This window comes from Pseudomonas sp. GM24, from assembly GCF_000282235.1.
Classification (GTDB): Bacteria; Pseudomonadota; Gammaproteobacteria; order Pseudomonadales; family Pseudomonadaceae; genus Aquipseudomonas.
Genome location: NZ_AKJR01000020.1, coordinates 1 through 24,981, shown reverse-complemented (window position 1 = coordinate 24,981; position 24,981 = coordinate 1). Strand labels below are relative to the sequence as shown.

The window sequence follows — 24,981 nt, the reverse complement described above, 5'->3', positions numbered from 1 at the left end:
CCTTCGGCAGCTCCTACAGGGTTACCTGTCCGGCGCGATCAATTGGCAGAGTTTGGCGGTAGCGCTGATCATTTGGCCACTTGGGCGCTCAAGGCCTTTGTCGGTGACCAACAGCAATTTCCCCTGTTTGACCGCGACTACTTGCGACCACGACTTCCAGGCATTCAACTGCGCCTGATCCCCCGCCAGAATCACCTCTGGATCGCGCTGCAACACCGCCTCAATACTCACCTGCGGCGCCGGCAGACTCAAATCAGCGAACACATTGCGCGCCCCGCACACTTCCAGCGCATCACTGATAATTTGCCCGCCACCGACGGTGTACAGCGGTTTGTCCCAGACCTGATAGAAGACCCGCAACGGCACGTCCCGGCGATAGCGCTGACGCAACTCCGCGAGTTGTTGGCGCAACGCCGCCGCCCGTATCACCCCACGTTCAGGTCGCCCCAATTGCGTGGCTATGGCTTCTATCTGGGTAGTGAGTTGCTCGAAGGAATGCGGCTCGGCGACGAAGGTCGGGATACCCAGACGGTTCAATTGATCGCGCTGCGCCGGGCCGACACTCCCGGGCCACAGCAACAACAAATCAGGCTTGAGGCTCAGCAGCTGTTCCAAATCGAGTTGGCCATAGCGGCCGACAGAGGGGACGTTGGCAATTTCAGCAGGACGCTCCCCGGCATCGAGCACGCCGACCAGCAGGTCAGCCGAATCCAGCTCAACGACAATTTCAGAAAGCGACGGTGCGAGGCTGACCACCCGCAGTTGCGCCAGCGCAGGGCCACTGACGGCCAGCAGCAGAAGCGCCAGCCACAGACGACGCATCAGCCGAGTTGACGCGGAATACGGTAGAGGTAGAACAGCACCGCCGTGGACAACGCCAGCAACATCAACGGTACGGCTTCAAGACCAACAAACACCGCCAAAGCGCCGATCCATGCCGGCAAGGCTGCCGCCAGAAACGCAGTGCGACGGCGCGCCGCGAGGGCAATCCACGCGGCCGGTTCATCCGGGGTATCGAGGGCTTTTTGCGTGGCGATCAGCGCATGTTTGTAGCGGCCGAAAAACTTCAGGCTGACAAACATCGACGCGACGCCGGCAATGAAAAACGGCATCGCCAGTACTGGCAGAATCCCTTCGCCCTGACCAAACAGCGCGTTGAGCACGAACAACGGCACCAGCGCCAGCGCGAGGTATTTCCACCAATCGACCGACAATCGGCGCCGCACCTGACCGCGAGTCACGCGCGATCAACCTCGCCCTGATGCTCATTGCCCATCATGTGGTCGAGCTTGCTGGCCTTGGTCGCCAGGTAGAGCTTGTTGTGCGGGTTGTGGCCGGTGTGCAGCGGCACGCGCTCGGCGACGGTGATGCCCATGTCGGTCATGGCTTTGACCTTGCGCGGGTTGTTGGTCATCAGGCGCAGGGATTTCACGCCCAGATGCTCGAGCATCGGCAGGCACATGGCGTAGTCGCGCTGGTCGGCGGCAAAGCCCAGACGTTCGTTGGCTTCAACGGTGTCGGCGCCGCCGTCCTGCAACTCGTAAGCACGGATCTTGTTCAGCAGACCAATGCCGCGACCTTCCTGACGCAGGTAGAGCAACACGCCACGGCCTTCACGGGCGATGGCTTTGAGGGCGCCTTCGAGTTGCGAGCCGCAGTCGCAGCGCTGGCTGAACAAGGCGTCGCCGGTCAGGCATTCGGAGTGCAAACGGCCGAGTACCGGGGCACCGTCGGCAATTTCACCCAGGCTCAGCACGACGTGCTCACGGCCGGTGGCTTCATCGAGAAAACCGTGCATGGTGAATTGCGCAAAAGGCGTTGGCAGCTTGGAAGCGGCGACAAAGACGACAGGCACCGGTGTGCTCCTGATCTAAAGAGTCTGAAAATTCGCAGGCCGGCATTGTAACAGCAGGTTCCTACCGGCGCTTAGGCTGAATTATCGGGCATAACGATCAAAAAGTTTGATAACTACCCGGTCGACATGGATCCCTGTAGGAGCTGTCGAGTGTTTCGTCGCGCCCCTAGTGAAGGGATACGGCTGCTGCCACTTCTCAAAGATCGGCTTCAACTCGCCGCTCTTCACCAACTGCTCCATACGCTGGTCAAACAGCGCCATCAGCGCCCGTGCCTGTGGCGTGTCGGCAAAGCCGAGGAACAACGGCAGCTCGGCCAGGTGCGAATAGCGATACTGTGCCGGATCGGCTGCGGTTTTCACCACCGCTTCAATCTCGGTCAGCGCATCGATGTAGTAATCCGCCCGCCCCTGCTTGAGCATCGACAGAATCCCGGTGCGACGCTCGATCTGGTTGTAGCGTTTGATGTTGGGCAAATAGTTTTCGTAGCGATAACCGCGCACCCAGGCCAGTCGATACTTGCCCAGCGTCGCCTGGGTCGGCACCGGATTGCTCGCCAGGCCCAACGCGTAGATGTGGTCGGAATCGAAATTCCAGCGCGGATACAACACCTGCTCGGCTTCGTCGCGATAGGAACCGACCAGCGCGTCGACTTCCTTCAACTGCACCAGCCCGACCGAACGGGTGTAAGGCACGCTGCGGATATCGAGCTTGACCCCAGCCGGCTCGAACACCTTGCGTAGCACGTCCCAGCCTAGGCCATGGCCGTCGGCGGCGGTGTAGTCTTCCCAGTCTTCGCTGGCCAGATGGATGACCGTCGGCGTCGGCGCGGCGTCCTGCGCACCGGCCACGGTGCTCAGCAAAGCCAAAACCACTAGCGCCAACCAGCGTCGAGCCATCCCTAGTCCCCTCACTTGCCCCTGATATCCCTTGGAATCAGGCGAAAATCCACACCAGACCCTGCATCGCCAGCCAGGCGAACACACCGGCCAGTACGTCGTCGAGCATGATCCCTACACCACCGTGGACATGCCGGTCGATCCAGCGAATCGGCCATGGCTTGAGAATGTCGAAGAAGCGGAACACCAGAAAACCCGCGAGCAACCAGTACCAGCCTTCCGGCACCAGCCACAGGGTGATCCACATGCCGACCATTTCGTCCCAGACGATGCCTTCGTGGTCGTGGACCCGCAGATCGTCAGCCACTTTGCCGCACAGCCAGAAGCCGAACAGCATGGTGATCCCGAGCATCAGCCAGTAACCCCAGTCGGGCAGCATCTGCCACAACGGGATAAAGGGTAGCGCAACCAGCGAGCCCCACGTGCCCGGCGCCTTGGGCAAGGTGCCGGAACCGAAGCCGAACGCGAGGAAATGCCAGGGATTGCGCCAGACCGACGGCGGAACGAATTCGGCCGGAACCTGTTTCGGGTGATCTGTCACGGTGTCTCCTGAAAATGTTGATAACCCCGGATTTGCGGGGTGATGTCGTGCCCTTCGCGATCCAGCAGAATCACGCCCTGACCTTCTGACACACGACCGATCACATGGATCGGCCAGCCATTGGCCAGCAGCGCCGGCAACTCGACGGACGGCAGGGTGAAGGCCAGCACGTAATCATCGCCACCGCTCAGCGCGGCACGCTCGGCGCCGCGCTGACCGAGAAACGCCACTAAAGCATCCGACAGCGGTACGCGCTCGCGTTCAATCTCAAGCCGCACCTTCGACGCCAGTGCGATGTGGCCGCAGTCGGCGAGCAGGCCATCGGAGATATCCAGCGCCGAGGTGGCTTTGCCACGCAGGGCCTGGCCGAGGGCGAGTTGCGGTTGTGGCGACCAGTAATGATCGAGCAGCGGTTGGGCGATATCAGCCTCGGCGTCACGCTGACCGAGCACCAAAGGCAAAGCGCCGGCAGCATTGCCCAACTCGCCGCCGACACAGAGCAAGTCGCCCGGTTGCGCGCCGCTGCGGGTCAACGCCTGACCGGCAGGCACGCGACCAAACACAGTCACCGTCAGGCTCAACGGCCCGCGAGTGGTATCGCCACCAACCAATGCAACGCCGCAACTCTGCGCCATGCAATTCAAACCGCGGGCATAGGCTTGCAGCCAATCGGCGGTCACCGTCGATACAGTCAGGGCAAGGGTAAAGGCAACGGGCGTGGCGCCCATGGCGGCCAGATCGCTGACCGCAACGGCCAGCGAGCGCTGACCGAGCAGAAACGGATCGCAGGGGTCGGCAAAATGCACGCCGGCCACCAGCGTATCGGTGGAGATCGCCAGCTGTTCCCCAGGGGGAACAGCGAGCAAGGCGCAGTCATCGCCGATTCCCAGAGCAACGCCTTCGCCGCCCTGCGCACAAGGCGCGGCGGCGAAGAAATTGCGGATCAGCTCAAACTCGCCCATGGCTGAGACAAAGGATTCAAGCGCCGATCAGCGCTTGAACGCCTTCACTTCAGCTTCACGCAGGCGCGGGGCCAGCTTGTCGAGTACGCCGTTGACGAACTTGTGGCCGTCGGTCGAACCGAAGACTTTCGCCAGCTCGATACCTTCGTTGATCACCACGCGGTACGGCACATCAACGCGCTTGAGCAGCTCCCAGGTCGACAGGCGCAGAACGGCCAGTTCAACCGGGTCGAGCTCTTCGATCGCCAGATCCAGGCAAGGCGTCAGAGCGGTGTCGATTTCAGTCTTGAACTGCGGAACCCCGTGGAGGATTTCACGGAAGTAAGCACCATCGACATCGGTGAAATCGTTATCAACGCGAAACTGCGCTTCGATCTCGTTCAGCGATTGCCGGGCCATGTGCCACTGGTACAGCGCTTGAGTCGCGAGCTGACGGGCTTCGCGACGCTTGACGCTTTTCGAGGGCTTGCCGGCATCCGCAGGTTTCGGATCGCGCGGGTTGAAACGATCGCTTTCGTCGCTAATCACTTGGCCTCCAACTGCGCCAGCAGGCTGACCATTTCCAGAGCGGACAGGGCAGCTTCGGCACCTTTGTTACCGGCCTTGGTGCCGGAACGTTCGATGGCTTGCTCGATGGAATCAACGGTCAGGACGCCGAAAGCAACCGGAACGCCGAACTCCATGGAGACCTGGGCCAGACCCTTGGTGCACTCGCCTGCCACGTATTCGAAGTGCGGGGTGCCGCCACGAATGACCGCGCCCAGCGCAATGATTGCAGCGAACTCGCCTTTCTGGGCGACTTTCTGCGCAACCAGCGGGATTTCGAAGGCGCCAGGTGCGCGGATGATGGTGATGTCGCTTTCGCTCACGCCGTGGCGAACCAGGGCATCAACTGCACCGCTGACCAGGCTTTCAACGACGAAGCTGTTGAAGCGGCCCACTACCAAAGCGTAGCGGCCTTTAGGGGCGATGAAGGTACCTTCGATGGTCTTCAGGGTCATTCGTCAGTTCTCTTAAAGAGCCGGGACGCGTCTGCTACGCGTCCCTCAGTGATTTATTTGCCGCGAATTCGGGTCCGGAAACAACCGGTCATTATTCGGAGGGCACGTATTCTACAACTTCCAGATCGAAACCGGATATCGCATTAAATTTCATTGGTGCAGACATCAAACGCATTTTGCGCACACCGAGGTCGCGCAGGATCTGCGAACCGGCACCGACGATGCTGTAAGTCGTCGGTTTTTTCGGCGCGGCCTGATCGCCGGTTTCACGGATATGTGCCAGCAGCACGTCGCCGTCGAGCGGGTGACCGAGCAACAGCACCACACCGCTGCCCGCCTCGGCAACCGCAGCCATGGCGGCGCGCAGGCTCCAGCGGCCCGGTTGCTTGACCATCAACAGGTCGCGCAGCGGATCCATGTTGTGCACGCGAACCAGCGTTGGTTCTTCGGCGCAAACAGTGCCCAGGGTCAGCGCCATGTGCACGTCGCCTTCCACGGAATCACGATAGGTCACCAGGTTGAATTGGCCCAGTTCGCTGTCCAGTGGCTGCTCGGCAATCCGCTGAACGGTACGTTCGTGGATCATCCGGTAGTGAATCAGGTCGGCGATGGTGCCGATCTTGATGTTGTGTTCAGCGGCAAACTCTTCGAGTTCGGCACGACGAGACATGGTGCCGTCGTCGTTCATCACTTCGCAGATCACGCCACTTGGCTCGAAACCGGCCATGCGCGCCAGGTCGCAAGCGGCTTCGGTATGGCCGGCGCGAGCGAGGGTGCCGCCGGCCTGCGCCATCAGCGGGAAGATATGGCCCGGGCTGACGATGTCTTCAGCCTTGGCATCCTTGGCGGCAGCCGCTTGCACGGTGCGCGCACGATCAGCGGCGGAGATGCCGGTGGTCACGCCCTCGGCGGCTTCGATCGAAACGGTGAACTTGGTACCGAAACCGGAACCGTTGCGTGGCGCCATCAGTGGCAGCTTCAACAGTTCGCAGCGCTCGCGGCTCATCGGCATGCAGATCAGGCCACGGGCGTGCTTGGCCATGAAATTGATGTGCTCGGCCTGGCAGCATTCGGCGGCCATGATCAGGTCGCCTTCGTTCTCGCGGTCTTCGTCATCCATGAGGATGACCATCTTGCCTTGGCGGATGTCTTCAACCAGTTCTTCGATGCTATTGAGCGCCACAAGGCACCCCCTTCAGTCAGGATTTGAGGTAGCCGTTGGCGGCCAGAAAGCTTTCGGTGATGGTGCCGCCAGGCTTTTGTGACGAGCCCGATTCTGCAGCCTTGTCGCCAAGCAGAAGGCGCTCCAGATAGCGCGCCAGCAAATCGACCTCCAGATTCACCCGGCGACCCGGCGTGTACGACGCCATAATGGTTTCGCTCAGGGTGTGCGGAATGATCGTCAGCATGAACTCGGCGCCATCGACGGCGTTCACGGTCAGGCTGGTGCCGTCGACGGTGATCGAGCCTTTATGGGCGATGTACTTGGCTAATTCTTTCGGCGCGCGGATGCGAAATTCCACGGCGCGGGCGTTGTCGCTGCGCGAGACGATTTCGCCGACGCCGTCGACGTGACCGCTGACCAGATGCCCGCCGAGACGGGTGGTCGGGGTCAGGGCTTTTTCCAGATTGACCGGGCTGCCGCTTTTCAGGTCATTCATGGCGGTGCAGTCAAGTGTTTCACGGCTGACGTCGGCGGCAAAGCCGTCGCCCGGCAGCTCAACGGCAGTCAGGCAAACGCCGTTGACCGCGATGCTGTCGCCGAGTTTGACGTCGCTCAGGTCGAGCTTGCCGGTCGCGACGTGGACCCGCACATCACCGCCCTTTGGGGTCAGTGCGCGGATACTGCCGATGGATTCGATGATGCCGGTAAACATGGGGTTCTCCTTGAGAACTGAGCCAGCGCTAACGCGATGGCCGGGAATTATACGCTCGCCGGTCGAGCAGGGATGGCAGTGACTCGCCAGTCATCGCCCACCGCACGAATTTCAGTGATTTTCAGCTCGGGAGCGTCCTTCATATAGGCCAACGGCCAGTCGAGCAGCGGACGCGCCGAAGAACCGAGGAACTTGCCGGCGATGAAGATCACGAATTCGTCGACCAGACCAAGCTGAGCAAAAGCGCCGGCCAGACGCGGGCCGGCTTCAACCAGCACCTCATTGACGCCACGGTTGGCCAGTTCAATCAGCAACTGATGCAGATCGACCTGACCGTCATCACCCGGCACGATCAGGCACTCGGGGCCGTGAGCGTATTGCTCTTCGATCGCGACACAGGTGGCGACCAACGCCGGGCCGGCCTTGAAGAACGGCGCATCCAGCGGCACCCGCAGGCGGCCATCGATCAGCACGCGCAGTGGTGGACGGCTCATGGCCAATGAGGTTTGTTCGGCATCCAGACCCAACTCGTCGGCCCGCACAGTCAACCGCGCGCCATCGGCCAGCACTGTGTCGGCGCCGGTCAGCACCACGGCGGCCTGAGCGCGCAAACGCTGGACTGCCGAACGAGCAGCGGGACCGGTGATCCATTGACTCTCGCCGCTCTCCATTGCCGTGCGACCATCGAGGCTCATGGCCAACTTGACCCGCACGAACGGCAAGCCGTGTTCCATGCGTTTCAGAAAACCTTGATTGAGCTTGCGCGCTTCGGCTTCGAGCACACCGCTTTCAGTGGCGATGCCGGCATCGGTCAAGCGCTGCAAACCACGCCCAGCCACTTGTGGATTCGGATCACGCATCGCTGCGACCACGCGGCCTACGCCAGCATTCACCAGCGCATCGGCACACGGCGGTGTGCGGCCATGGTGGCTGCACGGTTCGAGAGTTACATAAGCGGTCGCGCCCCGGGCAAGCTCACCGGCGGCGCGCAGGGCATGGACTTCGGCGTGCGGTTCGCCGGCGCGTTCATGCCAGCCTTCGCCGACAATCTGCCCGTCACGCACCACCACGCAGCCAACCCGAGGATTGGGATGGGTGGTGTAGTGACCTTTGCGCGCCAGTTCCAGCGCGCGCGCCATGAAGTGGGCGTCGAGGATGGCCTGCTCGGCGGCGGTGGTCATTCTTTCACCGGTTCGCGGGCGAGGCGGTCGATTTCTTCGCGGAACTCGTTGAGGTCCTGAAAGCGCTTGTACACCGAAGCGAAACGGATGTAGGCAACTTCATCAAGCTTTTGCAACTCGGCCATGACCAGTTCGCCGACCACGAGGGATTTGACCTCGCGCTCGCCGGTGGCGCGCAGCTTGTGCTTGATGTGAACCAGAGAGGATTCGAGGCGCTCGACGCTCACCGGACGTTTCTCCAGCGCGCGTTGCATGCCGGCGCGGAGTTTTTCTTCGTCGAACGGTTGGCGGCTGCCATCGGTTTTGATCAGGCGCGGCAACACCAGTTCGGCCGTCTCGAACGTCGTGAAACGTTCGCCGCAGGCCAGGCATTCACGCCGGCGGCGCACCTGTTCGCCCTCGGCGACCAGACGCGAGTCGATGACCTTGGTGTCGTTGGCACCGCAGAAGGGACAGTGCATGGTGGCTGGCAACAAAAAAAGGGAGGGCCATGGTAGCGCATCCCGGTGGCAAGACAAGCCATAGGCTTTGCGGTATACAGAACGGCATGATCGTTTGATCCATGGATTTCATTTTGCCGGAGCATCCAATGCCGTTACGTCCGCTCGTTTTGCTCAGTCTTTTCAGCCTGCTGGTGGCCTGTGGCAGCGATGCACCCAAGCCTCAGCCGCCAACGCCAGGCCCGGCGCCGCAGCAAGCGCAGAAAAAAGCCAAAGAGGCCGCCGAGCTTGGCCCACTGCCGGTCTATCAACGCGAACTGAGCGGCACCCTGCAAGGCGTGCCGGCCGGTGCCGAAGTCGAACTGGCGCTGCTGGTGATCGATGGAAAGGATCGCCCGCAACAATTGCTCGCCAGTTCCAGCCTGATCGGCAACAACCAGATCCTGCCGTTCCGCCTGCGCTTCAACCCGGACGCCTTCCCCGCCGGTGCGCGGGTTGAACTGCGCGGGCGCGCCAGCCAGTCCGGTCAGTTGATCCTGCATCTGCCTTCGCAAACCATCAGCCAGCCAACCACTCAGGCGTTGGGCCAACTGCAATTTGTCAAAGCACCATGAATGCACCGCTCGACCTGCAACAGGCGCTGGGTGAATTGCTCGGCGACGCCAGACTCAAGGTCTGTGCCTTGCCCGACACTGATTTGCAGTTGTGGCTGATCGATGGCGACAACATGGATCGCGAATTCAGTCAGGAAGAAATTCAGCGAATTCTGCACGAGCCACCGTATTGGGGTTTCTGCTGGGCCAGCGGTCTGGCGGTGGCGCGTTATCTTGCAGAGTTCCCCGAGTGGGTGCGCGGTAAACGCGTGCTGGATTTCGGCGCAGGTTCCGGGATTGCCGGGATTGCGGCGGTGAAAGCCGGGGCTCTGGAGGTGGTGGCGTGCGATCTCGATCCGCTGGCGATTTCCGCCTGCCGGGCGAATGCCGCGTTGAATGATGTCGAGATGGGTTATTCGACGGATTTTTTTGCCGAAGCCGATCGCTTTGATCTGATTCTGGTGGCGGATGTGTTGTATGACCGGGCGAATCTGCCGTTGCTCGATGCGTTTTTGAGCCGTGGCCGCGAGGCGCTGGTGGCGGATTCGCGGGTTCGGGATTTTCGGCATCCGTTGTATGAGCGCATTGAAATGCTTGAGGCGATGACCTTGCCGGATCTGGCGGAGCCTGAGGAATTTCGGCATGTCAGCCTGTACCACGCGCGGCGCTAGCCAAAAGCATCGCTGGCAAGCCAGCTCCCACAGTGACCGAGTCGAACCAACATTTCGTATACGACACAGAACCCTGTGGGAGCTGGCTTGCCAGCGATGGCGTCCTGCCTAGCGATACACCTCTCAAATCTGCCCCGCTTCCGGCCACACCCCGCCAAGCCGTATAGTTGCCCCATCCACGCTTTGACGAGATCCCCCATGAGCGAGCAAACGCCATACATCTTCGACGCCACGACGGCCGATTTCGACCAGTCGGTGATCGAGGCTTCCTTCAACAAACCGGTGCTGGTGGATTTCTGGGCCGAATGGTGTGCGCCGTGCAAGGCGCTGATGCCGATGCTGCAAAGCATTGCCGAGAGCTATCAGGGCGAGTTGCTGCTGGCCAAGGTCAACTGCGATATCGAGCAGGACATCGTCGCCCGCTTCGGTATTCGCAGCCTGCCAACCGTGGTGCTGTTCAAGGACGGTCAACCGGTCGACGGTTTTGCCGGTGCGCAACCGGAATCCGCCGTGCGTGCCTTGCTTGAGCCGCACGTGCAAATGCCGCCACCGGCCGCGGCCGATCCGTTCGAGCAGGCTCAGGCATTGTTCGATGACGGTCGTTACGCCGACGCCGAAGCGGCGCTGGTGGTGATGCTCACCGAAGACAACACTAACGCCAAGGCGCTAATCCTCTACGCGCGCTGCCTGACTGAACGCGGCGAGCTGGACGAAGCGCAAACCGTGCTGGATGCGGTCAAGAGTGATGAGCACAAAGCCGCACTGGCCGGCGCCAAGGCGCAGATCAAATTCCTTGGCCTGGCGCGTGATCTGCCGGATGCCGCCGACCTGAAAACGCGCCTGGCGAAAGATCCGCAGGACGATGAAGCGGTGTATCAACTGGCGATTCAGCAACTGGCGCGTCAGCAGTACGACGCGGCGCTGGATGCACTACTGAAGCTGTTCATCCGCAACCGCAACTATGGCGAAGGTCTGCCGCACAAAACCTTGCTGCAGGTGTTCGAGTTGCTGGGCAATGATCATCCGCTGGTGACGGTGTACCGCCGCAAGATGTTTGCTGCGCTTTATTAAGATCAAAAGATCGCAGCCTGCGGCAGCTCCTACATTGGGATCGTGTACACCCTTGTAGGAGCTGCCGCAGGCTGCGATCTTTTGCAACTCACTCGATCCAGCTGTAGAGCGGTGTATCCCCGCCGCTCACCACTTTCACGTCCGAGCTATGGCGCAAACGCACCAGCAAGCGCTTGCCCGCTGCCGCGCTGCCGGTCAGCGCTTCCAGCTGATCGAGCAGATCCGGCCCGCTCAGTTGCCCGGCCTTGCGCAACAGGTCCTTGGCGACCTGCCACAAGGCATCGTCCTGATTCAGCGGTTTCGCCGCCGGGGCTGATGCGACCGCCTCAGATTGAGCGACCGGCGCCTGCCCATTCAGCGCTGAACCGAGCTTCGCCCAATCGCCGTCATCCAATTCCACCGTCAAGTCCACCGGCACTTCGCCGACGGTTCCGCGTATCCGCAACATTGAGTTCGCTCCTGCACTTTTCTGACCTGCATGCTCCCACGGGACTTGTGCAACGCCAAGCGCACGGGCAAACTCTGCGCACTTTCGTTATAAGATTACATAACAAACTCTTCACTTTACTTCCCGGAGACCGCCATGCGTCGTCTGCTGCTCGCTTTGCCGTTTGCCCTGTTGCCGCTGGCCATCGCCCATGCTGCCGATGAGCATGACCACGATCACGACCATGAACACGGCAGCCTCGGCGCGCATGAACACGGCGTCGGTCGATTGAACGCGGCGCTCGATGGTCAAACCCTGGAGCTTGAGCTGGAAAGCCCGGCGATGAACCTCGTCGGTTTCGAACACGTCGCCACCAGCGATGCCGACAAGGCCAAAGTCGCTGCCGCCCGCGCGCAACTGGAAAAACCGCTGGCCCTGTTCAGCCTGCCCGCCGCTGCCGGTTGCAAAGTGGTCAGTCAGGAACTGGAAAGCCCGTTGTTCGGCGACAAGCCGGATGCCGATGATCATGACGACGATGAAGCGGACAAGGACGGCCACGAGCATCACCACGACCACAGCGAAATCCACGCGCACTATCAGTTCAACTGCGCCACACCGGGCGCGCTGAAGACCCTCGATCTGGCGAACGTCTTCAAGACCTTCCCGGCGACGCAGAAAATTCAGGTACAACTGATCAGCGCCAGCGGCCAGCAAGGTACCGAAGTGACGGCCAAGGCTGCCGCGCTGAAATTCTGATCACACCGTAAATCCCCTGTAGGAGCTGGCGAGTGAAACGAGGCTGCGATCTTTTGATTGTAAAAAACCAAGATCAAAAGATCGCAGCCTTCGGCAGCTCCTACAGGGGGAAATGTGTTCACCTCATGAAACTGGTGCCATGACCCAAGCACTCATCGAACTGTCCGACCTGGGCTTCAACTGGCCCGGTCACCCGCCGCTGCTGGACATCCCGGCGTTTCGTCTGGAAGCTGGTGAAACCCTGTTCCTCAAAGGCCCCAGCGGCAGCGGCAAGACCACCCTGCTCGGCCTGCTCGGTGGCGTGCAGAAACCCGGTCGCGGCAGCATTCGTCTGCTCGGCCAGGAACTCACCGAACTCTCCGCCGGCGCTCGCGATACCTTCCGTGTCGATCACACCGGCTACATTTTCCAGCAGTTCAACTTGCTACCGTTTCTCTCGGTGCGCGAGAACGTTGAGCTGCCGTGCCACTTCTCGAAACTGCGTGCGCAACGAGCGAAACAGCGCCACGGCAGCGTCGATCAAGCCGCCGCTACCCTGCTCGCCCACTTGGGATTGAAAGATGAAAGCATCCTCAGCCGCCGCGCCGACTCGCTGTCGATCGGCCAGCAACAACGGGTCGCTGCCGCACGCGCATTGATCGGCCAGCCTGAATTGGTGATTGCCGACGAACCGACCTCGGCATTGGACTACGACGCGCGGGAAAACTTCATCCGCCTGCTGTTCGCCGAATGCCGCGAGGCCGGTTCCAGTCTGCTGTTCGTCAGCCATGACCAGAGCCTGGCGCCACTGTTCGACCGTCACCTGTCCCTGGCCGAACTCAATCGCGCCGCCACGTCTGCCGAGGTCTGAGATGTATCTGTTTCGTCTGGCCATGGCCAGCCTGGCCAACCGCCGCTTTACTGCTCTGCTCACCGCATTTGCGATCGCTCTGTCGGTCTGTTTGCTGCTTGCCGTTGAACGAGTGCGCACCGAAGCCAAAGCCAGTTTCGCCAGCACCATCAGCGGCACCGACCTGATCGTCGGCGCGCGCTCCGGCTCGGTAAACCTGTTGCTGTACTCGGTGTTCCGTATCGGCAACGCCACCAACAACATCCGCTGGGACAGCTTCGAACACTTCGCCAGCAACCCGAAAGTGAAGTGGGCGATTCCGATGTCCCTCGGCGACTCCCATCGCGGTTATCGCGTGATGGGCACCACCGAAGCCTATTTCGAGCATTACCAGTACGGTCGCCAGCAACACCTGACACTGGCCGACGGCCGCGCGTTTGCGACGGACCCGTTTGAAGTGGTGCTGGGTGCCGAGGTCGCGGATGCGCTGCATTACAAACTCGGTGACAAACTGGTGCTGGCCCACGGCGTGGCCGCGATCAGTCTGGTCAAGCACGACGACAAACCGTTCACCGTGGTCGGCATTCTCAAGCGCACCGGCACCCCGGTCGATCGCACGTTGCACATCAGCCTCGGCGGCATGGAGGCGATTCACATCGACTGGCATAACGGCGTACCCGCGCGAGGTAACGGCCGAATCAGCGCCGATCAGGCACGCAACATGGACCTGACGCCGCAAGCAATCACCGCGTTTATGCTCGGCCTCAACAGCAAGATTTCCACGTTTGCGCTGCAACGCGAGATCAATGAATTCCGTGGCGAACCGATGCTGGCGATTCTGCCGGGCGTGGCGTTGCAAGAGTTGTGGAGCCTGATGAGTACCGCTGAAAAAGCGCTGTTCGTGGTCTCGTTGTTTGTGGTGTTGACCGGGTTGATCGGCATGCTCACAGCGATTCTCACCAGCCTCAACGAGCGTCGCCGCGAGATGGCGATTCTGCGTTCGGTCGGGGCGCGGCCGTGGCATATCGCGAGTCTGCTGGTGCTAGAGGCGTTTGCCCTGGCGCTGACCGGAGTGATTGCCGGCGTTGCGTTGTTGTACATCGGTATCGCCGCTGCGCAGGGTTATGTACAGGCCAATTACGGTTTGTACCTGCCGCTGGCGTGGCCGAGCGAGTATGAATGGACGCTGCTCGGTGGCATTCTGGCGGCCGCGCTGCTGATGGGCAGCGTGCCGGCCTGGCGCGCTTATCGCCAATCCCTGGCCGATGGCCTGTCGATCCGTTTATGAGGATGTTCACCATGCCCCGCGCTGCACTCGCGCTGCTGTTGCTGATCGCCCTGCCCGTGTGGGCAGCAGCGCCGAAAGACCTGACGTGGTCGGAAATGATTCCACCGGACGCCGCGCCGGAAGTGCCGAACATGACGCCGCTGCACGACCTGTCGAAGATGGGCGATGCGTTGTCTGCCGAGTCCGCGCCAGCGGCGAAGCAGGACCTGCCGGACGCGCCGGTGGTGCAGGCACTCGACGGGCAGAACATTCGTTTGCCGGGTTATATCGTGCCACTGGAAGTCAATGAAGAGGGGCGCACCACAGACTTTTTGCTGGTGCCGTATTTCGGCGCCTGCATCCACGTGCCGCCACCGCCGTCGAACCAGATTGTGCATGTGAAAAGCGAGTTGGGCGTGAAGCTCGATGAGCTGTATCAGCCGTATTGGGTCGAGGGACCGTTGCAGGTCAAGGCGTCGAGCAGCGAACTAGCGGATGCCGGGTATCAGATGGATGCCGACAAGATTTATGTGTATGAGCTGCCGGAGTGAATCCCGATAATTTTATGCTGTTTGTAAGGGCCCCATCGCTGGCAAGCCAGCTCCCACGGGGATCGAGTCGTTCACATATTTTGTGAACACCAACGGAACCTGTGGGAGCTGGCTTGCCAGCGATGGGGCCCTCAAGGTTGCACAGAAACCCGCCCCTTCACTGTTTCATTGAGCTGAGTCAAAAGACCGTATCAGTTGGCTTCGTACCATAGGACATCAGACATTTCTAACGTCCTTTCGGAGCCCCCATGAACAAGTCCTTGCTCAGCGCCTCGCTGTTTGCCCTCGCGCTCGCAGCCCCGCTCGCCCACGCCCACGAAGCCGGTGACATCCTCATCCGCGCCGGTGCGATCACCGTCAACCCGAAGGCCGACAGCTCCAGCGTCAAAGTCGATCAGGGTCCGTTGAGCGGCACCAATCTGGGCGGCAAGGCGACCATGAGCAGCGACACCCAACTGGGTCTGAACTTCGCCTACATGCTCACCGATCACGTCGGCCTCGAACTGCTCGCGGCGACGCCGTTCGAGCATGACGTCAAGCTCAAAGGCACTGCCCTGCCAGCGGCCAATGGCAAGCTCGGCACCCTGAAACACCTGCCGCCAACCCTCAGCGTTGTGTACTACCCGCTGGACTCGAAGTCGCCGTTCCAGCCGTATGTCGGTGGCGGTATCAACTACACCTGGATCTATGACGAACACGTCGGCAGCGAAGCGAGTGCCAACGGTTTCAGCAACTTCAAGGCGAAAAACTCCTGGGGTCTGGCCTGGCAGGTCGGTGCCGACTACATGCTGACCGACAACATCATGCTCAACGCCCAAGTGCGTTACATCGACATCGACACCCGCGCCACCGTCGAGAACAACGCGGTTGCACCGGGCACTCGCGCACGGGTCAACGTCGATGTGGATCCGTTCATCTACATGGTTGGTTTGGGCTATAAGTTCTAAGTCGAGTTATCGAACGTTCACGTGGTGGTGGATGAGGCTTGGTGGTGAGCAGGCATAGAACTGACGGCGACCGTACGCAGTTGATCGGGGGATAACATCCCCTTGCCACAGGAGTAGCGACATATTCCGGCCGTGAAAAAGGCGCCTGTCAAAGGGCGCCTTTTTCATGTCTGCCGCAAATGTTTAGCGTGAGTTGGATCATCCCCCTCACCCCAGCCCTCTCCCTCAGGGAGAGGGGGAAAGGGAGCCGATTTGTGTGCTCTTCAAAATCTGAGCTCAACCCGGTATCTCACGTCGGCGCATTTCTCACAAACGCTACGGTCAGTCCCCTCTCCCTCTGGGAGAGGGCTAGGGTGAGGGGCTCTTTTCAGGAGCGACCAAGCAACCGCGCCAAACCCACACTCATCGGCGTCTGCTGTGGCAGCTTGAAGCGTTCCAGCAGACGAGCGTTGTTCGCCCGCGAATGCCGGATATCACCGGAACGCGCCGGGCCATAGCTGATCGGCGGCAGCTCACCGACTACCGATTCAAGCGCCTGAAGCATCTGCTTGAGACTCATCGACTGATTCCAGCCGACGTTCACCGCACCGACTTCGACCTCAGACTTTTCGATCGCCTGCACCAGCAGATCGACCAGATCTTCGACGTACAGGAAATCGCGCGTCTGCTCACCATCACCGAACACGGTAATCGGCAAACCTTTCTGCGCACGTTCGCTGAAAATGCTGATCACCCCGGAATACGGCGAGGACGGATCCTGACGCGGGCCGAAGATATTGAAGAAACGGAAGATCACCGGTTCCAGGCCATGCTGGCGGCGATAGAAATCGAAATAATGCTCGCCCGCCAGTTTGTCCGAGGCATAAGGCGTCAATGGAGCCTTGGGCGTGTCTTCATCAATCGACTCGCCCTCGCCATTGTTGCCGTAGACCGCTGCGCTGGAGGCATACAACACACGTTTGACCCCGGCCAGACGCATGGCTTCGCAGACATTCAGCGTGCCAATGAAATTGCTCTGGTGTGTCTTCACCGGGTCATCCACCGACGCCTGCACCGACGCCACCGCCGCCAGGTGAGCGACCGCGCTGCAGCCCTGCATGGCCTTGGCCACCAGCGCCGCATCGGCGACATCACCGACAATCAGCTCGACCTTTGGATTGTCCAGCGGCAGGTTGCTGCGCTTGCCCGTCGACAAATCGTCGAGGATGCGCACCGAATGGCCTTGAGCAAGCAAGGCATCGGTCAGGTGCGAGCCAATGAAACCGGCTCCGCCGGTGATTAAAACAGTCCCTTCAGCCATGACGGTAGAACCTATCCAGTAAGCCCGGGAGTGCGGCACGCCAGGCGCGCGGCTTGATCCCGAAAGTGTGCAGAATTTTTTTGCAGGCCAGCACGGCGTGTTGCGGCTCTTCGCTAGCGTCCGGCCGCGCGGCGTGAGCCTGGGCGGTCGGCGCTTCGATGGCCAGAGCGTGCAGGCTGCGCGCTTCGGTCAGAATCGCCTGGCCCAGCGCCAGCGGCGTGGTCGCCTCGTGGCCTGCGTAATGGTAAGTGCCCCACAGCGGCGCGGCGCAATCGAGTTGCTTGAGCACCGAAATGATCACGCGCGCGGCATCGTCGACCGGGGTCGGATTGCCACGGCGGTCATCGGCCAGGAGCAATTCTTCTGGCTGCTCGGCACGAGCGAGGAAACGCCCGAGGGTGCCGTTCGGGCTGTCATCAAGCAGCCAGCCGAAGCGCAGCAGTACATGTTGCGGGCACGTGGCGCGAACGCTTTGTTCGATGCGCCACAATGCCTGACCGCGCAGACCCAGCGGCACCGGTTCGTCTTTTTCGCTGTACGCCGTGGCACGCGAACCATCGAACACCCGATAACTGGAAGGCTGGACGAGGACGATGTTGTGGTGCTGGCACAGTTCGGCCAGACGCTCGATCGCACGTTCCTGCCCGGCCATGCGGCTTTCGCTGACGGCCTCGGCCTGGAACCAGTCGAAATAGTAGGCGAGGTTGATCAACGCATCGGGACGGGTGTCGTCGAGCAGTTGCGTCAGGCTCGCGGCATCCCAGCCGTTTTCGGGTGGGCGGGGGGCGAGGAAACCGATGTCTTCCTCTGCACCGAGGCGAATCAGCGCCTGCCCAAGGGCATTTCCGCCGCCCAGTAACATAAGGCGCATTCGCATAGAGTCAGCAGGCCCAGTCTGATTGGAACGATGGCTTTAGCGACGGATCTCGTGGAACCGTCGTCGATAATTACCGGAATCGTTGCATTTTGCGGGTTTAGTGCGCAACCGTCATCCGTAAAGTGTAGATCGCCGGGATTTGTGTCGTGGCAACTGGCACCATCGCTGGCAAACCAGCTCCCACAGGGTCCAGCGCTGATTACAAATTCTATGAACGACATCAGTCCGTGTGGGAGCTGGTCAGTCCGTGTGGGAGCTGGCTTGTCCGTGTGGGAGCTGGCTTGCCAGCGAAGAGGCCCTACCAGACGCTGAAGATCCCAGCGGTACTTGCATCTTCCCACCCGCGCCCGCATAACTTAAGCCATGAATCTGCCCATCCCCACGGACGCGGCCCTGGCAGGCTTTCACCCCGCCGTCAGCGCCTGGTTCAGCAGCACGTTCCCGACGGTCACCGCCGCCCAGGCGCGCGCATGGCCGTTGATCCGCCAGCGCCGTTCGACGCTGATCGCCGCGCCCACTGGCTCCGGCAAAACCCTCACCGCGTTTCTCGCCGTGCTCGACGACCTCGTCCACCGAGGCCTGGACAATCCCGACGGTCTACCCGACGAAACGCTGGTGGTCTACGTCTCGCCACTGAAGGCGCTGTCCAACGACATTCGCATCAACCTGCAAAACCCGCTGGCAGGGATCACCGGACAACTGCGGCAGATGGGTCTGCCCGAGCTGCAAATCACCACCGTCGTGCGCACCGGTGACACCCCGCAGAAAGAACGTGCGGCCATGCGCAAATCGGCGCCGCACATTCTGGTGACCACACCGGAATCACTCTACGTGCTGCTCGGATCCGAATCCGGACGGAAAATGCTCGGCACCACACGGACAGTGATCATCGATGAAATCCACGCGATGGCCGCTGGCAAACGCGGCAGTCATCTGGCCCTCAGTCTTGAACGCCTGCAGGCGTTGTGCGCCGAACCGCTGACCCGTATCGGTCTGTCCGCTACGCAGAAACCGGTCGAAGCCGTGGCGCAATTTCTTGTCGGCCATGAGCGTCCCTGCGAGATCATCGATATCGGCCACGCCCGGCCACGGGACCTTGGTATTGAGGTGCCGCCGGTGCCGTTGTCGGCAGTGATGGCCAACGATGTCTGGGAATTGGTCTACGACCGCCTCGCTGAACTCGCTCGCGAGCACCGCACCACGCTGATTTTCGTCAACACCCGGCGCCTCGCCGAGCGCCTGAGCCGGCACCTCAGCGAACGCCTCGGCAAGCACGCGGTGGCCGCGCATCACGGCAGTCTGGCCAAGGAGTTTCGCCTCGACGCCGAACAACGCCTCAAGCGCGGCGAACTGCAGGTATTGATCGCTACCGCCTCGCTGGAACTGGGCATCGATATCGGTGAAGTCGATCTGGTCTGCCAGATTGCTTCGCCGCGCTCCATCGCCGGGTTTCTGCAAAGGGTTGGCCGTTCCGGGCACCAGGTGGGCGGCACACCCAAGGGCCGATTGTTCGCCACCACCCGCGACGACCTGATCGAATGCGCCGCCCTGCTCGACTGCGTGCGCCGTGGCGAGCTCGATACCCTGCACATCCCCGAAGCGCCGCTGGATGTGCTGGCGCAGCAGATCATCGCCGAAGTCAGTTGTCAGGAATGGCCGGAGGACGCCTTACTGGCGATGTTCCGCCAAGCCTCGCCTTATCGCGACCTCGACGAAAAACACTATCAGGCCCTGCTGAGCATGCTCGCCGAAGGCTACAACGGTCGCCAAGGCATTCGCAGCGCGTACCTGCACCGCGACGCCGTCAGTCGCACCTTGCGTGGCCGTCGCGGTTCACAACTGACCGCCGTGACCAGCGGCGGCACCATTCCCGATAACGCCGACTACAGCGTCATGCTCGAACCGCAAGGCCTGAACATCGGCAGCGTCAACGAAGACTTCGCCGTGGAAAGCATCGCCGGCGATGTGTTCCAGCTTGGCAATACCTCCTACCGGATCCTGCGCGTGGAAACCGGCAAGGTGCGTGTCGAAGATGCCCACGGCCAGCCGCCGACCATTCCATTCTGGCTCGGCGAAGCGCCGGGGCGCAGCGATGAATTGTCATCCGCTGTCGCACGTCTGCAAGCACAACTCGACGAGCTACTCGGTGCCAGCCCCGGCGATCTGCAACCGGCGCTCGACTGGCTGACGCAGACCCTCGGCCTCAACCGCGCCAGCGCCGAACAACTGGTCGAATACCTCGCTCGCGCCCGGCAAACCCTCGGCGCCCTGCCTTCGCAGGACACGCTGCTGATGGAGCGGTTTTTCGACGAGTCCGGCGGCACCCAACTGATCATCCATTCACCGTTTGGCAGCCGCATCAACCGCGCCTGGGGCCTGGCCCTGCGCAAGCGTTTCTGTCGCACCTTCAACTTCGAATTGCAGGCTGCCGCCAGCGAGGACGCCATCGTGCTGTCGCTGTCCACCAGCCACAGCTTTGAACTCGACGATATCTGGCGTTACCTGCACAGCAACAGCGCCGAGCACATCCTCATTCAAGCGGTGCTTGATGCGCCGCTGTTCGGCGTGCGCTGGCGCTGGAACGCCGGGGTGGCGCTGGCGCTGCCGCGTTTCACCGGCGGGCGCAAAGTTGCGCCGCAGTTGCAGCGGATGAAAAGCGAAGACCTGATTGCCAGCGTGTTTCCCGATCAGATTGCCTGTCTGGAAAACCTCGCCGGTGAACGCGAAATTCCCGAGCATCCGTTGATCGAGCAGACACTGGACGATTGCCTGCATGAGGCGATGGACAGCGAAGGCTGGCTCAATCTGCTGCGGCGCATGGAGCGTGGCGAGGTGCGTTTGATCAGCCGCGACCTGCCGGCGCCCTCGCCGCTCGCCGCTGAAATCCTCAGTGCGCGGCCGTACACCTTTCTCGACGACGCACCGCTGGAAGAACGCCGTACTCAGGCGGTGATCAACCGGCGCTGGAGCGATCCGCAATCGACCGATGATCTCGGTGCACTGGATGCGGACGCGATTGCCGCCGTGCGTGAAGAAGCCTGGCCGACGCCGAACGCTGTGGACGAAATGCATGAGGCGCTGATGAGCCTGGCGTGCATCAGCGATGAGGAAGTGCAAGCGAACGAAGGCTGGCGCGCATGGCTGGAAACCCTGGCCCGCAGCGGGCGCGCCTGCCGTTTGCAGATCGACTCCGAGCATGGCTTGTGGCTGGCCCGCGAACGCCTGACCTGTCTGCAAGCGCTTTATCCACAGGCGATTCTGCAACCCGAGCTGGAGGCGTTGCCGGGATTCGCTGAAATCTGGACGTTCGATGCAGCACTGGTCGAGGTGATCCGCGCACGCCTCGGTGCCTTCGGACCACTGCCGTTATCCGCGATTGCCGAACCGCTCGCGCTGCCGACCGCTCAAGTCCATCAAACCCTCGCGCAACTGGAACGCGAAGGTTATGTGCTGCGCGGTCAGTTCACGCCCAAGGTCAACGTTGAAGAATGGTGCGAACGGCACCTGCTCGCGCGCATTCATCGCTACACGGTCAAGCGCCTGCGCCGGGAAATCGAGCCGGTGGCGTTGCAGGATTTCATGCGCTTTCTGTTCGACTGGCAGCATCTTTCGCCCGCGATTCGCGGTCAGGGCAGCGCCGTATTGCCTGCGATTGTCGGCCAGTTCGAAGGTTACGCGGCGGCGGCTTCGGCGTGGGACAGCGACCTTCTCCCGGCCCGTCTCAAGGACTATTCACCGAGCTGGCTGGATGACCTGTGCCGCAACGGCAGACTGGTGTGGATGCGCCTCAGTGCCCGGCAAAAAGTCAGTGGCACGGCATTGCGCAGCACGCCGATCGTGTTGCTGCCACGCAGTCAGGTCGGTTTGTGGAGCGCGTTGGCCGAACAGACCCCAGTGAGCGAACTCTCGCCGAAAACCCAGAAGGTATTTGAAGCTTTGAGTCAGCACGGTGCGCTGTTTTTCGATGAGCTGATTCATGAAGCGCACCTGCTGCGCACCGAGCTGGAGATCGCCTTGCAGGAGCTGGTCGGCGCCGGCCTGGTAAATGCCGACAGCTTCGCAGGCCTGCGCGCATTGATCACCCCGGCAAGCAAGCGCCAGCAGCGCAGCAGTAGGCGTGGGCGCGGGGCGTTTATCGGTGGGATGGACGATGCCGGGCGCTGGGCGTTGTTGCGGCGTGGCGCGGCTGTGGATAACAGCGAGACGCTGGAGCACGTCGCGATGACCTTGTTGCGGCGCTATGGCGTGGTGTTCTGGCGCTTGCTGGAGCGCGAAGCGGACTGGTTGCCGAGTTGGCGAGAATTGCTGCGTACGTTTCATCGGCTGGAAGCGCGGGGCGAGATTCGTGGCGGGCGGTTTGTCAGTGGTTTGGCGGGGGAGCAGTTTGCCTTGCCTGAGGCGATTCCGTTATTGCGCGAAGTCCGTCGGCGGCCGCATGACGGCAGTCTGGTAGCGGTGTGTGGGGTTGATCCGCTGAATCTGGCCGGGACGTTATTGCCGGGGGTGAAAGTGCCGGCGCTGGTGAGTAATCGGCTGGTGTATCGCGATGGTTTGCCAGTAGCGGCGGAGATTGCCGGCAAGCAACAATTCTGGCTGGAGCTGGATCAGATTGATATGGAGCAGGTGCGCAGCAAGCTGATCCGGCATTGAGGTCAGCATCAACACCAAAAAATCCACCGGTTAAGTCCGCGACTCCTGCGGCACCTCGCTCGCCACCACAGTCCCCTCCTGCTCCCGCTTTGGCAACAAAACCTGCTGTGGATAAGTCTGCGCGAAATGCACGGTCGCGGTGTTATCCACAAGCTTCTTCAAACGCTGGTTGAACGCCCGGCTCACCGCATACTGCCCACCGGACACCGTGCGGAACTGCGCCGTCAGCACCACGCCGTTCAAATCCATCTTGTCGACGCCAAACACATCCAGCGGCCCTTGCAGGTTGTACTTGAGGAACGGGTCTTCGCGGATCGAATCACCGGTTTCTCGAATCAGCTCGATGGCTTTATCCACATCCGTGTCATAAGTGAACTGCACCGAGAAAAACGCAAAGGCAAACTGCCGCGATTGGTTGGTTACTGCCTTGATCTGACCAAACGGCACCGAGTGCACAAAACCTTTACCGTCACGCAGGCGCAGCGTGCGAATGGTCAGCCCTTCGACTGTACCGGCGTGCCCGGAATCGAGCACCACCCAATCGCCAATCGACAGGGTGTCTTCGATGATGATGAACAGCCCGGTGATCACGTCCTGCACCAGTTGCTGCGAGCCGAAACCGATGGCCAACCCGACCACCCCGGCACCGGCCAGCAATGGCGCGACGTTGATCCCCAGATTGGCCATGGTGGTGATCGCACAGATCACCACGAGGATGATTTTGATCGCGTTACGCAGCAGCGGCAAAATGGTTTTTACCCGCGTACTCGGCTGGCGCGCCGCGCGTTTGCTGAGCGGCGGCTTCAGCGCTTCCTGGATCGCCGTGTCGAGTACCACCCACAACAACCACGTCACCAGGAAGATCAAACCAATGCTGCTTAACGCGTTGCTGATTGCTCTTCCGACCGTGCTGCTCTGGGCAAAATCGAGCAACGACACGCCCCAGATCCGTCCGAGAATATCGATGAAGGCAATGGCGATGACGATCCGCAGCAACGCGTGAAGCAGACTGAGAAAACGTTCCTTGTAGGCGCTGCTGCGCTGGATCGCTTCGGCCTTTCGTGACTTGAACAAGTGCTGCAGGATCGTGCTGAGGAATACCGTGCCGATTAACAAAACCGTGGTGAACAGCGCGCAGCGCAGGGCTTTCTGATTGTCCTCGCCGATGCCGATCAGATTGACCGCCGAGACCAGCACCATCAACACGATCGGCCAATACCACAGCCCGGAAAAGATTCGCAGCGATTCCTGCAACGAGGGTTGTTTCAAGCGCTGGCTCAGCGAACGATTGCGGATGAGATGCGCCACCGGGCGACGCAGGCGAATCACCAGCAGACCGAAAATCACCGAGGCGATCAGGCCGGTAAATACCGCGACGCTGCTGGTGATATTGCCGCCCAGTTGGCGGGCGATCTGCGGGCTGGTCAGCGCATCGCTGAGGGCGGCGAGAAAGCCGATCAGGAACAGCGGTCGCGGGCAGTAATTACGGATGATCCGCGCCGCCGGACGTTTGTGGCCGACGTTGAACATCACCACCACACACAACAACATCGAGGTGGAAAAGATGCCGCTGCTGGTGGCGTAGGCCAGACACAGCGCCAGCGCACGTCCCACCGAGGCTTGCAGAAAATGGCTGACGTAGAGGGTCAGCGGCAGGCAGATCAGCGCTGGAATGGTGTAAGGCAGCAAGTAACCAATCAGATCCTGACTACGCTGACGGGTGCGCAACCAGCGACCCTCGCGCAGGCGTTTGGTCAACAGGCTGCCGAGCACGGTGAGCAGCGCGAAACTGCCGAGCCAAGTGCCGGACAAAGAGAGGAAATCCCCGGCGACGCTCCAGCCCGAGCGATTCGACGGCTGGTTGACCAGTTTGTCCACTTCATCGGCGGCGCGATCAGCGCGCAGGCGCCAGGCATCGACCAGGTGTTCGTTGAGATCGAGTTTGTCTTGTACATCATCGATGCTCGAACTGATCGCACCGAGCAGCCCGCCCTGCACAATCGGTTCGGGTTTAGCCGCTTCTTCGGTGGCGGCCGGGACGCCCGGCAATGCGGCGGCGTCGATTTCACTGGCGCCGAGAAACAGCAGTGCTCCCAGCAGAATGGCGATCCTGAACTTGCCCAAAACTCCGATCTCCCTTGGCTGAACCTGTAAGGAACTGATCAAGTTTTGTGTGGCAAGTTCAAGAGCCCCCTCACCCTAGCCCTCTCCCAGAGGGAGAGGGAACTGACCGAGTTGCCTGATCCGGCTGCACCGATCTGAAAGTCCGGAGTCGAACTCAGACCCTG

General features: G+C 61.3%; 25 protein-coding genes. 9 read left to right on the top strand and 16 right to left on the bottom strand.

Features of this window, described 5'->3' with window-relative positions:
• Positions 1 to 21 precede the first annotated feature (21 nt).
• From PMI23_RS02655 to nrdR, 12 genes are all read right to left on the bottom strand, one after another.
• The gene (locus tag PMI23_RS02655; RefSeq protein WP_007910927.1) at positions 22 to 822 is read right to left on the bottom strand and encodes a cobalamin-binding protein; all 801 of its coding nucleotides are present in this window, start codon (positions 820 to 822) and stop codon (positions 22 to 24) included.
• Complete coding sequence (locus PMI23_RS02650; protein WP_007910928.1) at positions 822 to 1,241, bottom strand: hypothetical protein; 420 nt, start codon at positions 1,239 to 1,241, stop codon at positions 822 to 824. Before PMI23_RS02650 ends, PMI23_RS02655 begins: the two co-directional genes overlap by 1 nt.
• Entirely contained in the window at positions 1,238 to 1,855 is a 618-nt protein-coding gene (gene ribA, locus PMI23_RS02645) for a GTP cyclohydrolase II (RefSeq protein ID WP_007910930.1), read from the bottom strand. Before ribA ends, PMI23_RS02650 begins: the two co-directional genes overlap by 4 nt.
• An 81-nt stretch (positions 1,856 to 1,936) precedes the next feature.
• Positions 1,937 to 2,752, bottom strand: a complete 816-nt coding sequence (locus PMI23_RS02640) for a substrate-binding periplasmic protein (protein ID WP_007949625.1) — start codon at positions 2,750 to 2,752, stop codon at positions 1,937 to 1,939.
• Positions 2,753 to 2,789: 37 nt separating this feature from the next.
• Positions 2,790 to 3,293, bottom strand: coding sequence for a phosphatidylglycerophosphatase A family protein (locus PMI23_RS02635; protein WP_007910933.1), 504 nt, complete (start codon positions 3,291 to 3,293; stop codon positions 2,790 to 2,792).
• Positions 3,290 to 4,255, bottom strand: a complete 966-nt coding sequence (gene thiL, locus PMI23_RS02630) for a thiamine-phosphate kinase (protein ID WP_007910935.1) — start codon at positions 4,253 to 4,255, stop codon at positions 3,290 to 3,292. Before thiL ends, PMI23_RS02635 begins: the two co-directional genes overlap by 4 nt.
• A 27-nt stretch (positions 4,256 to 4,282) precedes the next feature.
• Positions 4,283 to 4,783, bottom strand: a complete 501-nt coding sequence (gene nusB / locus PMI23_RS02625) for a transcription antitermination factor NusB (protein ID WP_007910937.1) — start codon at positions 4,781 to 4,783, stop codon at positions 4,283 to 4,285.
• The gene (ribH, locus tag PMI23_RS02620) at positions 4,780 to 5,256 is read right to left on the bottom strand and encodes a 6,7-dimethyl-8-ribityllumazine synthase (protein ID WP_003228649.1); all 477 of its coding nucleotides are present in this window, start codon (positions 5,254 to 5,256) and stop codon (positions 4,780 to 4,782) included. Before ribH ends, nusB begins: the two co-directional genes overlap by 4 nt.
• A 91-nt stretch (positions 5,257 to 5,347) precedes the next feature.
• Positions 5,348 to 6,439, bottom strand: coding sequence for a bifunctional 3,4-dihydroxy-2-butanone-4-phosphate synthase/GTP cyclohydrolase II (gene ribBA, locus PMI23_RS02615; RefSeq protein WP_007910939.1), 1,092 nt, complete (start codon positions 6,437 to 6,439; stop codon positions 5,348 to 5,350).
• A 16-nt stretch (positions 6,440 to 6,455) separates the two neighbouring features.
• Complete coding sequence (locus tag PMI23_RS02610) at positions 6,456 to 7,133, bottom strand: riboflavin synthase (protein WP_007910941.1); 678 nt, start codon at positions 7,131 to 7,133, stop codon at positions 6,456 to 6,458.
• Positions 7,134 to 7,180: 47 nt separating this feature from the next.
• A complete protein-coding gene (gene ribD / locus PMI23_RS02605; protein WP_007910943.1) occupies positions 7,181 to 8,314 on the bottom strand; it encodes a bifunctional diaminohydroxyphosphoribosylaminopyrimidine deaminase/5-amino-6-(5-phosphoribosylamino)uracil reductase RibD in 1,134 nt (377 codons plus the stop codon).
• Positions 8,311 to 8,775: a transcriptional regulator NrdR gene (gene nrdR, locus PMI23_RS02600; protein ID WP_007910946.1), complete on the bottom strand. Its 465-nt coding sequence runs from the start codon at positions 8,773 to 8,775 to the stop codon at positions 8,311 to 8,313. Before nrdR ends, ribD begins: the two co-directional genes overlap by 4 nt.
• A gap of 128 nt (positions 8,776 to 8,903) precedes the next feature.
• Here nrdR and PMI23_RS02595 point away from each other — a divergent pair, with 128 nt between their 5' ends.
• The 3 genes from PMI23_RS02595 (at position 8,904) to trxA (ending at position 11,089) form a co-directional block, all read left to right on the top strand.
• Positions 8,904 to 9,368, top strand: a complete 465-nt coding sequence (locus PMI23_RS02595; protein ID WP_007910947.1) for a YbaY family lipoprotein — start codon at positions 8,904 to 8,906, stop codon at positions 9,366 to 9,368.
• Positions 9,365 to 10,018 carry a class I SAM-dependent methyltransferase gene (locus PMI23_RS02590; protein ID WP_007910949.1) on the top strand — a complete coding sequence of 218 codons (654 nt, stop codon included), beginning with the start codon at positions 9,365 to 9,367 and terminating at the stop codon, positions 10,016 to 10,018. The genes PMI23_RS02595 and PMI23_RS02590 overlap by 4 nt, the downstream gene beginning before the upstream one ends.
• Positions 10,019 to 10,216: 198 nt before the next feature.
• Positions 10,217 to 11,089, top strand: a complete 873-nt coding sequence (gene trxA, locus PMI23_RS02580; protein WP_007910952.1) for a thioredoxin — start codon at positions 10,217 to 10,219, stop codon at positions 11,087 to 11,089.
• 88 nt (positions 11,090 to 11,177) lie between these two features.
• Here the strand turns inward: trxA and PMI23_RS02575 are convergent, their stop codons facing one another.
• Positions 11,178 to 11,537, bottom strand: a complete 360-nt coding sequence (locus tag PMI23_RS02575; protein ID WP_007910954.1) for a hypothetical protein — start codon at positions 11,535 to 11,537, stop codon at positions 11,178 to 11,180.
• Positions 11,538 to 11,672: 135 nt separating this feature from the next.
• Between PMI23_RS02575 and PMI23_RS02570 the strand changes: the two genes are divergently transcribed.
• The 5 genes from PMI23_RS02570 (at position 11,673) to PMI23_RS02550 (ending at position 15,866) form a co-directional block, all read left to right on the top strand.
• Positions 11,673 to 12,272: a DUF2796 domain-containing protein gene (locus PMI23_RS02570; RefSeq protein ID WP_007910957.1), complete on the top strand. Its 600-nt coding sequence runs from the start codon at positions 11,673 to 11,675 to the stop codon at positions 12,270 to 12,272.
• 139 nt (positions 12,273 to 12,411) lie between these two features.
• On the top strand, positions 12,412 to 13,122 hold the full coding sequence (locus PMI23_RS02565; protein WP_016984101.1) for an ABC transporter ATP-binding protein: 711 nt from the start codon (positions 12,412 to 12,414) through the stop codon (positions 13,120 to 13,122).
• Position 13,123: 1 nt separating this feature from the next.
• Positions 13,124 to 14,389 (top strand): ABC transporter permease, encoded by a 1,266-nt coding sequence (locus PMI23_RS02560; RefSeq protein WP_007910960.1) that lies wholly within the window; start codon positions 13,124 to 13,126, stop codon positions 14,387 to 14,389.
• Between the two features lie 11 nt (positions 14,390 to 14,400).
• A complete protein-coding gene (locus PMI23_RS02555) occupies positions 14,401 to 14,919 on the top strand; it encodes a DUF3299 domain-containing protein (RefSeq protein WP_007910961.1) in 519 nt (172 codons plus the stop codon).
• Between the two features lie 248 nt (positions 14,920 to 15,167).
• Entirely contained in the window at positions 15,168 to 15,866 is a 699-nt protein-coding gene (locus PMI23_RS02550; protein ID WP_007910962.1) for an OmpW/AlkL family protein, read from the top strand.
• Positions 15,867 to 16,233: 367 nt separating this feature from the next.
• On the opposite strand, the gene PMI23_RS02545 is transcribed toward PMI23_RS02550, so the two are convergent.
• Positions 16,234 to 17,166 carry an NAD-dependent epimerase/dehydratase family protein gene (locus PMI23_RS02545; RefSeq protein WP_007910966.1) on the bottom strand — a complete coding sequence of 311 codons (933 nt, stop codon included), beginning with the start codon at positions 17,164 to 17,166 and terminating at the stop codon, positions 16,234 to 16,236.
• Positions 17,159 to 18,043 (bottom strand): sugar nucleotide-binding protein, encoded by an 885-nt coding sequence (locus tag PMI23_RS02540; protein ID WP_042704874.1) that lies wholly within the window; start codon positions 18,041 to 18,043, stop codon positions 17,159 to 17,161. The genes PMI23_RS02545 and PMI23_RS02540 overlap by 8 nt, the downstream gene beginning before the upstream one ends.
• A 363-nt stretch (positions 18,044 to 18,406) precedes the next feature.
• Here PMI23_RS02540 and PMI23_RS02535 point away from each other — a divergent pair, with 363 nt between their 5' ends.
• Positions 18,407 to 22,693: a DEAD/DEAH box helicase gene (locus tag PMI23_RS02535; protein ID WP_007949622.1), complete on the top strand. Its 4,287-nt coding sequence runs from the start codon at positions 18,407 to 18,409 to the stop codon at positions 22,691 to 22,693.
• Positions 22,694 to 22,723: 30 nt separating this feature from the next.
• Here the strand turns inward: PMI23_RS02535 and PMI23_RS02530 are convergent, their stop codons facing one another.
• Complete coding sequence (locus PMI23_RS02530) at positions 22,724 to 24,817, bottom strand: mechanosensitive ion channel family protein (protein WP_007910972.1); 2,094 nt, start codon at positions 24,815 to 24,817, stop codon at positions 22,724 to 22,726.
• Positions 24,818 to 24,981: the final 164 nt, after the last annotated feature.

Coding starts and splice junctions, on each gene's coding strand:
- PMI23_RS02655 (WP_007910927.1), bottom strand. CDS start 822: ATGCGTCGTCTGTGGCTGGCGCTTCTGCTGCTGGCCGTCAGTGGCCCT.
- PMI23_RS02640 (WP_007949625.1), bottom strand. CDS start 2,752: ATGGCTCGACGCTGGTTGGCGCTAGTGGTTTTGGCTTTGCTGAGCACC.
- thiL (WP_007910935.1), bottom strand. CDS start 4,255: ATGGGCGAGTTTGAGCTGATCCGCAATTTCTTCGCCGCCGCGCCTTGT.
- ribH (WP_003228649.1), bottom strand. CDS start 5,256: ATGACCCTGAAGACCATCGAAGGTACCTTCATCGCCCCTAAAGGCCGC.
- PMI23_RS02610 (WP_007910941.1), bottom strand. CDS start 7,133: ATGTTTACCGGCATCATCGAATCCATCGGCAGTATCCGCGCACTGACC.
- ribD (WP_007910943.1), bottom strand. CDS start 8,314: ATGACCACCGCCGCCGAGCAGGCCATCCTCGACGCCCACTTCATGGCG.
- nrdR (WP_007910946.1), bottom strand. CDS start 8,775: ATGCACTGTCCCTTCTGCGGTGCCAACGACACCAAGGTCATCGACTCG.
- PMI23_RS02595 (WP_007910947.1), top strand. CDS start 8,904: ATGCCGTTACGTCCGCTCGTTTTGCTCAGTCTTTTCAGCCTGCTGGTG.
- PMI23_RS02590 (WP_007910949.1), top strand. CDS start 9,365: ATGAATGCACCGCTCGACCTGCAACAGGCGCTGGGTGAATTGCTCGGC.
- trxA (WP_007910952.1), top strand. CDS start 10,217: ATGAGCGAGCAAACGCCATACATCTTCGACGCCACGACGGCCGATTTC.
- PMI23_RS02575 (WP_007910954.1), bottom strand. CDS start 11,537: ATGTTGCGGATACGCGGAACCGTCGGCGAAGTGCCGGTGGACTTGACG.
- PMI23_RS02570 (WP_007910957.1), top strand. CDS start 11,673: ATGCGTCGTCTGCTGCTCGCTTTGCCGTTTGCCCTGTTGCCGCTGGCC.
- PMI23_RS02565 (WP_016984101.1), top strand. CDS start 12,412: ATGACCCAAGCACTCATCGAACTGTCCGACCTGGGCTTCAACTGGCCC.
- PMI23_RS02560 (WP_007910960.1), top strand. CDS start 13,124: ATGTATCTGTTTCGTCTGGCCATGGCCAGCCTGGCCAACCGCCGCTTT.
- PMI23_RS02555 (WP_007910961.1), top strand. CDS start 14,401: ATGCCCCGCGCTGCACTCGCGCTGCTGTTGCTGATCGCCCTGCCCGTG.
- PMI23_RS02550 (WP_007910962.1), top strand. CDS start 15,168: ATGAACAAGTCCTTGCTCAGCGCCTCGCTGTTTGCCCTCGCGCTCGCA.
- PMI23_RS02545 (WP_007910966.1), bottom strand. CDS start 17,166: ATGGCTGAAGGGACTGTTTTAATCACCGGCGGAGCCGGTTTCATTGGC.
- PMI23_RS02540 (WP_042704874.1), bottom strand. CDS start 18,043: ATGCGAATGCGCCTTATGTTACTGGGCGGCGGAAATGCCCTTGGGCAG.
- PMI23_RS02535 (WP_007949622.1), top strand. CDS start 18,407: ATGAATCTGCCCATCCCCACGGACGCGGCCCTGGCAGGCTTTCACCCC.